Here is an 11086-nt window from a genome sequence, read left to right on the forward strand (position 1 = left end):
ATAAATCCGTTAGGTAAAATTATTTTTTATTTTTAAAACCTGGCTTCTCCCCCCAGGAACATATATTTCTATCTCATTAGATGCATACAAAGCTAAATATCCATATAGATTGGCTTGGATGCCTTTTATATCTCGACGGTATGGAGCTGGATCATCACATAAAACGTCATGTAGTAACCTTGATACTTGCCCGAAACCTAAGTCGCGGTCTGAATGGTTTTCAGTAATTTGTGCTTTTAGCCAACAATATGCTTTAGTTTGTTTGAATAAAGTCGAAGCTAATACTAAGTCATCTTTAGCATATTCAATTTGAGCAAAAGGTAATGAAGGATTGAGTTGATATTCGTTCAAACTAACGCCTGGTTTACCTAACGGAAAGTCAGATACAAACAATTCTGATGTTTGTGATAGTATCTCTTCAGGCCACACCGCAGGTAACTCAGCTTTATCTGCATCTTCAAATTGCTCTAAATAAGCTTGCATTTTATCAAGCGTATTTAGGGTTAGATTAGTTGCTGATTCAACAATTTTATTTATGAATGCTTTAGATTGTTCACACGCATTAACTCTGCTACACGATTCTAAATTTCCATTATTAACTAAAGCTAACCCTTTACCTGTTAAATTAGCGCTACCGTTAAAAATAGTATCGTGATCAATTTGATAAATTTTTGCATGTAGGTTTGCTAATGCCTTTACTTCGTAGCCATTATTGATGCAATCTCGCAATGCATTTAAATCACTTGCACCTTTGACAAAATCATTTGGTGTAAAACGACCTACCAATTTAACTTTAGGCTTATTAGCTGTAATTAAATGACCCAGCCAGCGAGTAGCTGGTTGAGTCATAAAGGCTGAGATGATAATTAAATTTGCGCAACTAGGAAGAAGTGCCTCTAATTGTTGCGTAAGCTCAGTATTTGAGATTAAGCTCGACATTAAAAGTCGTCCGCATCATCATCTTCAGGGCCTTGAAGAAACTCACTTATAACTAAGCCCCATTCGCGACGAATTGTATTTAGATAATTTAAACGTTTTTCGTCAGTTGTTTCATTCATCACACGGGCAAAGCCTGCGATAGTAGTTTGCATTATTTCGAGCTCATCACCACCAAGCTTACTTACAAGCTTTTGATAAAAAACATGATTTGTATTGAATAAAACTAACGTTAAACCTTTACTTGTTGATACATCAAAAAATGCTTCAGAATCTCGTGCTACATCTTCGATTAAAAAACGATTACCTGTAAGAATTAAGCGTTCTGCCTTTTCTTCGGCTTCTTCTTTGCTCATTCCGCCCTGCTGAGTAAGGTGCTTTACAACATCGTCTTTATTAAGCTCTTTTGATGATTCATCATTTGTTTTATGGCCATGAGTTTCACGATGCGCCGAACCTTGTGTTGCTTTAGATGCGGCACCCTCTGAGGTTGTTTTTGGTTCTTCGCCTTTGATTGCCTTGCCTTCTACATTGATTGTATCTAAGGCCTTTGTTAAAGCAGAAACATGCTTTTTTATAACCGCAACAACTTTTAGCACTTGTAATAAGGAATCAGAGTTTTCTTCTAAATCCCTTAAGTACTCTTGTTCAGAGTCAAAACCGGCTTGCGTAAAGATGGTTTTCATCTCGTAAGGAATTAATCTGATAGCATCTTGTTTATTGTTAGTTACGCCAAAAACAGCATCTAGGGTTGGCGGAAAAGATACTTCAATACCAATAAATCGCCCTTTGCTCTCTCTCAGTGCAGAAGTTAGAAATGAATCTCTTAAAACTAATTCTCTATTAGCACGAACAATTGAAACTCCTACATTTTTACTACAATGTTTACCCCAAGCAGTACCACCTAATTTTCCGATAGTATCTTTTAGAATTCGATTTGATATATTTTTCTTAACCATTGAGGTGGTAACGGTTACATCATCTCGTTTAGGTATTCCATCTGCATCTATGTATTCTACAGAAATTACTTCCTCATCCATTTTTTCAAAAAAAGCTTCATTTTTATAACTACCTGGCAATTCTGGCAACGAAGTATTCTTTTTAAGATACATTGGATCATTAGCTTTAAAAGTTTCTTTATCGTAAACATCAAGTCTGTCATCAGCTGATTTACGGTAAGTGATGCTTTCTATTTTTATATTGTCATCGCTAATGAAATTACGATACATTCTGCCGACTAGATGCTCACAGTGACGGTAGATTGACTTGCCCGTTTTCCAACTTAGGCGATCGAGCTTAGACCAAATAATTAAAGAGCCAGATTCTGGTTTTTTTGTAAAAAAAGCTTTTTCGTACTTTGTAGGAATTGCTTTTGCTGTTGGCATTGGGACATCTTCAAGTGCGCCGCTTTTCATTTCATCAACATCTAAATATGTATGATGAGGCTCTCCACCGGCTTGCCAGCTCCACACATCAACACGCTTACACTGAGAAATAGATGAGTTAGGTAAACCCATACCGAACTTACCCATACCACCGGCATCTTTACGATGCGTACCGCCACCAAACTGCATGGCAACTCTTAAGGTATCGAGATCCATACCAACACCATTGTCCCAAAGGGAGATTTCTGAAACAGTGTAATTTTTCCGGGTTTCTTGTTGTTCTTCTATAAAACCAACCTCCACACGCGTAGCGGTTGCTTGCAGGCTATTATCGATTAACTCGGCAAGCGCGTATGCAGTATTGTTGTAACCATTATCTCTTAAAGATTCTATTACAGTTTCTGCACTTAAAAATCTGTTACTCATTATTTAGTCTCCTTTTCTGCCCACATATCATTCCAATAACCAAATGCTAGGCTAATACTTTGAAATTCAGGTATGTTATCCATTACTGTATAAATATTGCACTCTTTATTACCGCCGCTTTTATAACCACGCATGGCACGACCAGCCATTTGTAAGTACTGTACTAATGAGTTCATTGGCTTTGCGATAACAGTGACATTTGTTTTAGGGGCATCAAACCCTGCAGTTAATACATTAAAATTAACCAAAACTTGTAAATTACCGTTTTTATATTGTGCTATTTTTGCTCTTCGACTCTCTGCCGTATCATTTTTACTATCAATAGAAGCTGCTTTTATACCTTGATATGCAAGTGCAGTAGCAAGGTTAATTCCGTGCTCTACGGTACACGCAAAAACGATGATTTGTGACCCAAGGTTACATTCATCAATAATCGTATTTAGGATCTGTCGGTTACGCTCTATGTTATTTGCTAGCGTCGTCATCGTTTCAACACCACCCGCATCTCTTAATTCGTATGCAGCAATACCTGAATGATCATAATTTAATGATTTAAAGTTAGCTTTTGCTAAATAGCCCTTCTCAACTAAGTAATCTATTGGCGATAAATAGCCTGAAATTTGCATAGATACTTTATTGTTATAGAAAAAATCGGCTAAACGGGCATCTTCTTCTGATAAACCATCTTCAGAATAACTTCTGCCTGGAGTGGCTGTTAAACCAATCAGATCTGCATGGAATGACTCATCTTCAATAAAGTCCTGAACAACTTCTTGGAACTTTGGCGCGACAGCCTTGTGGGCCTCATCAAAAATTACTAATGTTACTTTTTCAGCAAGCTTGCTATATAAAAGTTGGAGCTGTCTAGAATCACTTTTTCGTAAACTCAAAAACTTGTGTAAGCCACCAACAACAAAACCCGAATCGATACCACTCAAACTTTCAGTTGAACTTGAGTAAAAGCCATAAAGAGAGGTAGAGCGATTACCTAATGACTTCCATGCTTTTGAAAACTCTATATAAGCTTGCGAGCAAAGCTCTTCTCTATCTGCTAACCAAAGTACTAGGTTACTTTCAGATTGCCTTAAATGCTCAGTAGCAATATTCATTGCAGTGCGTGTTTTACCTGCACCTGTAGGTAAGTGAATCAGTACTCGTTTTTTATCCTGTGCAAGTTCAGTAAACACCTGTTTGCTAATGTTTTGTTGGTATGGATAAAGACCGTAACTTGGCTCAATACACGTTATGCTTTCTAATCCATTATCTTGGCTTAATTGACTTTCATATAGCGCAGAAAGTCCTAATAAAGCTGCGAACTTTTCAGGATTATCTCCAGCCCAACTTATGATGGCATCATAGTATTTTGGAGTAACGTTTTTTGCTTCAAGCTCAAAGCTAGGAAACAACTCAGCTAGTTGCTGTGCTGATAATCGTTCAATTAGCTTAATACGCAATTGCGAATCAAAAATAAAGTCAACCTGTTTAACACTCGCAACTATACCTGCCAGTTTATTTTTATTATAGGCGTTAGTTTCTGAAATCTGGTTCTCTTGTATATCAAGTTGAAGTGCGAAATTTATTGAATTTTTGGGGAGAAAGTTTAACAATTCATCTTCAGAAAAGTTTGATAAAATTTTAGTAAGCATTTTTAGTCCTTTAATATAAATCAATATGATAGCTTCCATTTACTTAGAGCCTACAGGTACAAAGTCAGGCTAAATCACTTGATTATTTATCTTTATATTCAAAACTTTACAATAAAGACCTTACATCTACAAGGTATTGAGATAAATTAAATTAAACTGTATAAAGGTACAGTTTTTTTACTGATTAATTACCTAGAAGTCTTCCTCTTAATCTTAATTCACGTTAATATCGCCGCTTGGACAATTTCTCCAGAGGCACTCAAAAAGCTATGAAAGCTAAATTTACAGGTCATGATACTTTCCCTCTGCGCTATGGATGGCTATTCAAAGCGGTTAATCATTTGAATTCAAATGGTAATTTCTCAAGTTCTGACGAAGAAAGTATTCGTCATTCTATTGTTGAGCTTGGCGTTGGTAAAAATATGGTTAAAGCGATTCAGTATTGGGCTGAGTCGAGCGGTATTATAAAAAGCGAAAGAGAAAACAATAAAACTCTGCATAAAGTTACTAAGGGTAAAGGGCAATATTTGTTTGGTAATGATGGTAAAGATCCTTACTTAGAATTATCGGGTTCTATATGGTTGTTGCACTTTTGGTTAAACTTTAATGATGAGCACTTAACTGCATATCGATACTTTTTTAACTACTCTAATGTTCAGCACTTTGAGAAATCAAAACTGATTGATGATTGCTATGAAGATGCAAAACGCTTAGTTAAAAGTGAAGTTGGTAATGTTACAACTATAAAAAAAGACATGGATTGTTTTTTAAATATGTACAGTAAGAAAGTTAAGACAACAACAAAAAAAATAGATGAAGATCACTTCACCTCTCCGCTTGCCGAGCTTAATTTAGTGCAAGACAATGGTCGTTCTTTTTATGTTAGTAATTTAACAGAAAGACCTGAGCTACCTATTGACGTATTTATATATGCATTACTTGAGTTTTTCAAAGTAGAAACCGTTGACTCTAACGTGAGTACTATTGACTTTGATTCGTTACTGACTAAACCGTGTTCACCGGGACGTATATTTAGGTTGTCTGAATCTGGATTAGGGCAAAAACTCGATGAAGCTCAAGAACATACTAACAAAAACATATCATGGGTTGATTCACTAGGGCTAAGGCAAGTTAATGTCTCTGACTCTGCAAAAAACAATATTATCAATTACTTAAATGACTATTACGGCAAATACAATGTCTGAATCTATTATTGCAATTAACCAACGATATAAAAGCTCCACTCGCATTGATGTTGATAGTGCAAACCTAAAACCTTTTATTGATGATTTTATTGTACATGGTACAGCGATAAATGTACTTGATACTGTTAGCCGTGAATTTGAAGGTAGTACGCAAAGAGCATATACAATCACCGGTCCTTATGGTTCTGGTAAATCAACTGTAGCCTTATTTTTATCTTGCTTACTTTCTACTGATTCAGACCAACGTAATTACGCACTGAGCAAACTTAATAGTTCTCAAAAGGTAATTACTGAGTTTGATGCTAGATTTAAAATTACTAACGGCTGGAAAACAATTAAACATGTTTGCGGTCTAGAAGCGCCTGCTAATAGTATTTTAATCAGTTTATTGAAAGCATTTAACGTTAAATATAATACTGAAGATATTCTGGCTCTTAATGATGATGAATGTTTAGCCAAGATTAAATCTCTTCTACAAAAACAAAGTGATAATGAAGACGGCGTTTTAATTCTACTCGACGAAATGGGCAAAGCTTTAGACTATCAATCGCGTGCAAATAAAGACTTACATTTATTTCAGTCTCTGGCCGATATTGTTCAACAGACTAAGCGCCCTGTATTACTGGTTGGCTTTTTACATCAAGCATTCTCTGATTACGCTAAAAATAAAGACGTTAAAACACAGCAAGAGTGGAGTAAAGTTCAAGGCCGCTATAGAGACTTAAGCTTTAACCCTTCAATTGATGAATCTTTAATACTTGTTGGTGATTCAATATTTAGAGCACCTAAAGTAGTAAAAGCTATTGAGTCAAAGTATGAAAAGTTAGTTGACGCTGTTAGCTCTGCGTTTGTAAATCAAAACAAAAATGTTGATGCGTTAAGTAATACGCTACCGCTTGATCCTATAGTTAGTTTATTACTTGGCCCTGTTTCTCGTCGCCGCTTTTCACAAAATGAACGTAGTTTGTTTGGCTTTTTAGCATCACATGAAAAGTATGGGTTCAGAGAGTTCTTAGAAACAGAGTATAGCGAACTCAATGAAGCGTTAAATCTATATCGTCCTGAAATGTATTGGGATTATTTACATCATAACTTACATCATTTAATTGTTACTTCTCAAGATAGTAAGGCATGGTTAGAGGGTTGTGATGCTATTTATAGAGCAGAGCAAAAAGGCGGTGAACTCCATACAGCTATAACTAAGTTAATCGCCCTACTCACTATCTTTGGTTTTCATCATCAGTTACATGGCAAACGTGATTTTATAAAAAAATACTTCGTTAGTCGCGGTTATGAAGCTGCCGAAATAATGCAATCTCTGATAGATTTAGAGACTTGGACGGTCATTATTTACCGACAAAAACACGATGCTTTATTTGTGTTTCAAGGTAGTGATATCGACATTAATAACCTTATCAATGAGCGTATTGAAGCCATAAGCTATGGTGTGGATTGGACTGAAATATGTGATATACCGCAAAATATTTTAGCAACGGCACATTACCATAAAACAGGTACTATGCGCTGGGCAACTACAAAGCTGATAAACAAATACGATGTTGATCTTATCAAGCCATTTGTTACCCAACCTAAAACGGGTGAAGCATTTGCTACGTTTATTTTATGCGTGAATGGAGATATTGCTAAAGCACTTAAACCTCATGAAGAAGCAATGCCTTTCAGTATTGTTGGAAAGTTTGAAGACTTTTCAAACCTTAAAAATGCTGCTATTGGGTTAATTGCTTTAAAACAAATACTCAAAGACGAGAAAAAAATAACGCATGATCTAATTGCAAAAAATGAGCTAGAGAATCGGATTAAATTTGCGCAGTCTAATGTTGACCATGAATTGCAGTATGTTTACAAAAACGCTGATTGGTTTCATTGCGGTAAAAAGTTAGATACGGCACCTTTAACATCTATCGCCTCAAAAATTGCAAATGATCTATTTAACAAGTCACCAGTAGTAATAAACGAGCTTGTGAACCGTTCAAAGCCTTCTGGTAGTGCAAACAGTGCTATTCGTAAGCTAATGAATGCAATGTTTAGATTTGGCGATGAAAAAGATTTAGGTTTTGATGAAAAATCATTTCCTCCAGAAAAAGGGCTATATCTTTCTTGTTTAAAGAGTAAAGGTTGGCACTGCGAAACGCCTGAAGGTTTCTTGTTCCCAAGTGAGTGGAGCAAAGACGCTATAAAAGCAAACCCTAAAATGCATGAGTTATTTGAAAGTGGTTTTGAGTTTATTAAGAAAAACTCAACTACAAAACAAGTAACGATGGCTGAGCTTTATGAAATGTGGATGCTGCCACCATATGGTTTAACTGCTGGTTTATGCCGTATTTATGGTTTAGCTCTTTTAAAGTCACTTGAAGGGCAAGTAGCTTTTTACGATTGGGATTCAACTAATCAGTTTATTTTTATACCTGAACTTGACGAAGAATTAGTAAATAAAATATATAAACATCCGATTGAAGCAGGTGTTAGGTACTTTGAAATTTCAGAAATTCAAAGTCATTTATTGGATAACCTTGCTCAAGCAACATTAGGGGAAGTTAAAAATAAAGCTGTTATTTTAAATATTGCTAAGCATATTGTAGGTATAGTACATAAGCTTCCTGCCTGGGTAAAAAAAACCAGTGGTGAAAGTTTTACTGGTGATAAAACGAATGGATTAACAAAGCAAGCAAGAGACTTTAGAAATAAAGTAATTGCGGCTAATGACCCTTTCAAACTAATACTTGATGACTTACCAGCTGTTTTTGGATTCAAAAAAGACGACCCAACGCTTGAAGATAAGCTAGGTAGTAATTTAAAAATAGCTATAGAAGACTTGAGTGCTCAACACGAAATGCTACTCACTGGTTTTAAACAAATTATTATTAATATGTTAGGTGAAGATTTTAATAGTGTTTTAAAAGCCCGCTGCGACATAGTTGAAAAAGAAGCTAAACGTCCTAAAGTAAAAGATTTAGCAAATCGCTTGTCACAATTCATTGATGGTAAATCTAAATTTGAGTTTGTAATTAATATATTAACTGGTGTGCCTGAGCCAAAATGGACAGACAAGCTTTTGCGTACTGGGCTAGATGAATTACAAAATTTATGTGTGCAATTTAGACGAATTGAATCCTTTAGTAATTTACAAGCAAAAGGTACGTCCAAACCACTTGCCTTTCTTACAACAGATAGTAATGGTAACCACTTAGAGTTTGGTAGTTTTATTAAGCATGATTTAGCGATTGATGCTGACGTTAAGTCTGCTGTAAGCAGTATTCAAGAATCGATAGCTACAATGCCAAAAGAAAAGCAACTTGCTGCACTTACAAGCCTTTTAACTAATTTGATGGATCAAACAGAATCTGAGGTGCTCGATGACGGAAAAAATTAAACATGTTTTAGGGCTTTCGGGCGGTAAAGATAGTAGCGCTTTAGCCCTATTTGTTAAAGAGACTTATCCTGAACTAGACGTAGAGTACTTCTTTACCGATACAGGTTATGAGTTACCTGAAACAAATGCTTTTATAGATCAGCTAGAAGAGAAGCTTGGTTATATTCATCGCTTAAATGCCCGCTCTTTAAATAATATTGAAGGGCGTGGTGAAAAAGACTTTGCTCATCTTTTAAAAGAGCATGGTAATTACTTACCGTCGCAAAGAGATAGATGGTGTACTGTTCAAATGAAGTTAAAGCCATTTGAGCAGTGGTTAGACAGTTTTATTCAAGATGGCTATAAAATCAAAAACTATGTTGGCATAAGAGCAGATGAACCTGATCGCTCTGGCTATATGACCATTGAAAAACCGATTGAATCAGTATTTCCATTTCGAGAACACGGCATAGTAAGAAGTGACATAGAAAATATATTACAGCGCAATGGTCTAGAACTGCCTGAATATTATAAATGGCGCTCTCGCTCTGGTTGTACATTTTGTTTTTATCAGAGAAAAATTGAATGGGTTAAGCTTATGGAAAAGCACCCTGATTTATTTGAAGAAGCCAAAGCTTTTGAAAAAGGCGATGACAACAATACTACTGTAGGTGAACGCTTTTATTGGATGGGTCAAGGCCAGCCATTAGAAACATTAGAAGACCCAGCAGTACAAAAAAGAATTATTGAAAATCACGAGAAGAAAGTTGCTCGCTTTAACAAGAAAAAGCGTCGCAATGCACTGTTAGGCGACTTTAACGGTATATGTGAATTCAATGAATTAGATGATATTTATGATGAAGCAGAAGGCGGTGGAGCCTGTGTAACATGCTATAAATAATAAGAAAGCGGCTAAATAGCCGCTTTTTTTATAGCTGAAATCAATAGATTAATATCTGCGGTGGTGATTTCGTTCGTAAAACTTATGCGAAAAGTAAATTCAGCTTCTTCACGACTCAGACCTAATGCAGTTAAAACATGTGACGCTTCAATTTCTTTAGAAGAGCAAGCGGAGCCTTGAGCTAAACAAAAGAGCTCTTCATTGTCTCGTACCAAAATACCTACATTTGTTTTAGGTAAAGTTAAAGAAACCATATGCGGTAAAGCTTTTTCATTACCGTTTATAGAAAAAGGGATTTCAGCAATAGTAAGCTGCTTTAACAAGTAGTTACGTATCCCTTTATCTACAAAGCTTAGATAACTGTGTGGAAATGTATTTATTGCCGTTCCAAAACCGACTATTAGCGGCGCTGCTACTGTTCCGCCTCTAACTCCTTGCTCTTGCCCTGCACCATGAATAACAGGTGTTAGAGAGCGTTTACGCAAGTCTCGAATATAGACAGCTCCAATACCTTTTGGACCACCGATTTTATGAGCTGAAAACGACATAATATCAACATTCAGATCATCTACATCAATCTCAGTTTTCCCGAAGCTTTGCGCTGCATCACTATGAAAAAGAATATTGTGCTCAAAACATATTTCACCAATTTCGGAAATGGGATTAATCGTTCCTAATTCATTATTGACATGCATTACAGAAACAACTGCTGTAGATGGTTTGATCAGGCTTACTATACTTTTAGGCTCAATAATTCCTTCTTTGTTTGGCAAAACAATGGACACTTCAAAGCCTTCGCCTTTTAAATACTCGCAAATAGCAAAAATACATTTATGCTCAATAGCACTAATAATAATATGATTTTTGTCTTTTGGATGATCGCTATTAAGTAATATGCTCTTGAAGGCTATATTATTAGACTCAGTAGCACCGCTAGTAAAAATAATTTCACTTGGATATGCACCAATCATATCAGCAAGTTCTTCTCTTACTTTATCTACTTTTTGCAAAGCCGCTTCACCTAAAATGTGACCTGAGGCTGAGTTTGCATAACAATTATCGAATGCATCTATTAAAGATGTTTTAACTTCTGGAAGTAGTGGATACGAAGCCGCTGAATCAAGATATATCATTTAATTAATCCTTAATCTGAGCGTTTAATAATACCATAAAGTACTTAATCATTAATTTAAACCCGCTTAATAATGAATTTAAAA

7 protein-coding genes are annotated in these 11086 nt (G+C 35.8%); 3 read left to right on the forward strand and 4 right to left on the reverse strand.

What is annotated here, in order from left to right; translation table 11 throughout:
• Positions 1 to 9: 9 nt before the first annotated feature.
• From I6F66_RS05005 to I6F66_RS05015, 3 genes are read right to left on the reverse strand one after another with little or no spacing between them, the layout of a single operon-like run.
• The gene (locus tag I6F66_RS05005) at positions 10 to 939 is read right to left on the reverse strand and encodes a phospholipase D-like domain-containing protein (protein WP_197208854.1); all 930 of its coding nucleotides are present in this window, start codon (positions 937 to 939) and stop codon (positions 10 to 12) included.
• The gene (locus I6F66_RS05010; RefSeq protein WP_197208855.1) at positions 939 to 2747 is read right to left on the reverse strand and encodes an ATP-binding protein; all 1809 of its coding nucleotides are present in this window, start codon (positions 2745 to 2747) and stop codon (positions 939 to 941) included. The genes I6F66_RS05005 and I6F66_RS05010 overlap by 1 nt, the downstream gene beginning before the upstream one ends.
• Positions 2747 to 4393, reverse strand: coding sequence for a DEAD/DEAH box helicase (locus I6F66_RS05015; RefSeq protein ID WP_197208856.1), 1647 nt, complete (start codon positions 4391 to 4393; stop codon positions 2747 to 2749). Before I6F66_RS05015 ends, I6F66_RS05010 begins: the two co-directional genes overlap by 1 nt.
• Positions 4394 to 4662: 269 nt before the next feature.
• Here I6F66_RS05015 and I6F66_RS05020 point away from each other — a divergent pair, with 269 nt between their 5' ends.
• Genes I6F66_RS05020 through I6F66_RS05030 form a run of 3 tightly spaced genes read left to right on the forward strand, consistent with a single transcriptional unit; the run spans position 4663 to position 9869 of the window.
• Entirely contained in the window at positions 4663 to 5598 is a 936-nt protein-coding gene (locus I6F66_RS05020) for a DUF4007 family protein (RefSeq protein WP_197208857.1), read from the forward strand.
• On the forward strand, positions 5591 to 8989 hold the full coding sequence (locus I6F66_RS05025; protein ID WP_197208858.1) for an AAA family ATPase: 3399 nt from the start codon (positions 5591 to 5593) through the stop codon (positions 8987 to 8989). The genes I6F66_RS05020 and I6F66_RS05025 overlap by 8 nt, the downstream gene beginning before the upstream one ends.
• Positions 8973 to 9869, forward strand: a complete 897-nt coding sequence (locus I6F66_RS05030; protein WP_197208859.1) for a phosphoadenosine phosphosulfate reductase family protein — start codon at positions 8973 to 8975, stop codon at positions 9867 to 9869. Before I6F66_RS05025 ends, I6F66_RS05030 begins: the two co-directional genes overlap by 17 nt.
• Before the next feature lie 11 nt (positions 9870 to 9880).
• Here I6F66_RS05030 and I6F66_RS05035 read toward each other — a convergent pair whose 3' ends face one another.
• On the reverse strand, positions 9881 to 11002 hold the full coding sequence (locus I6F66_RS05035) for a cysteine desulfurase family protein (protein ID WP_197116866.1): 1122 nt from the start codon (positions 11000 to 11002) through the stop codon (positions 9881 to 9883).
• Positions 11003 to 11086: the final 84 nt, after the last annotated feature.

The sequence above is a fragment of the Pseudoalteromonas sp. NZS100_1 genome (assembly GCF_015864285.1).
Classification (GTDB): domain Bacteria; phylum Pseudomonadota; class Gammaproteobacteria; order Enterobacterales; family Alteromonadaceae; genus Pseudoalteromonas; species Pseudoalteromonas arctica.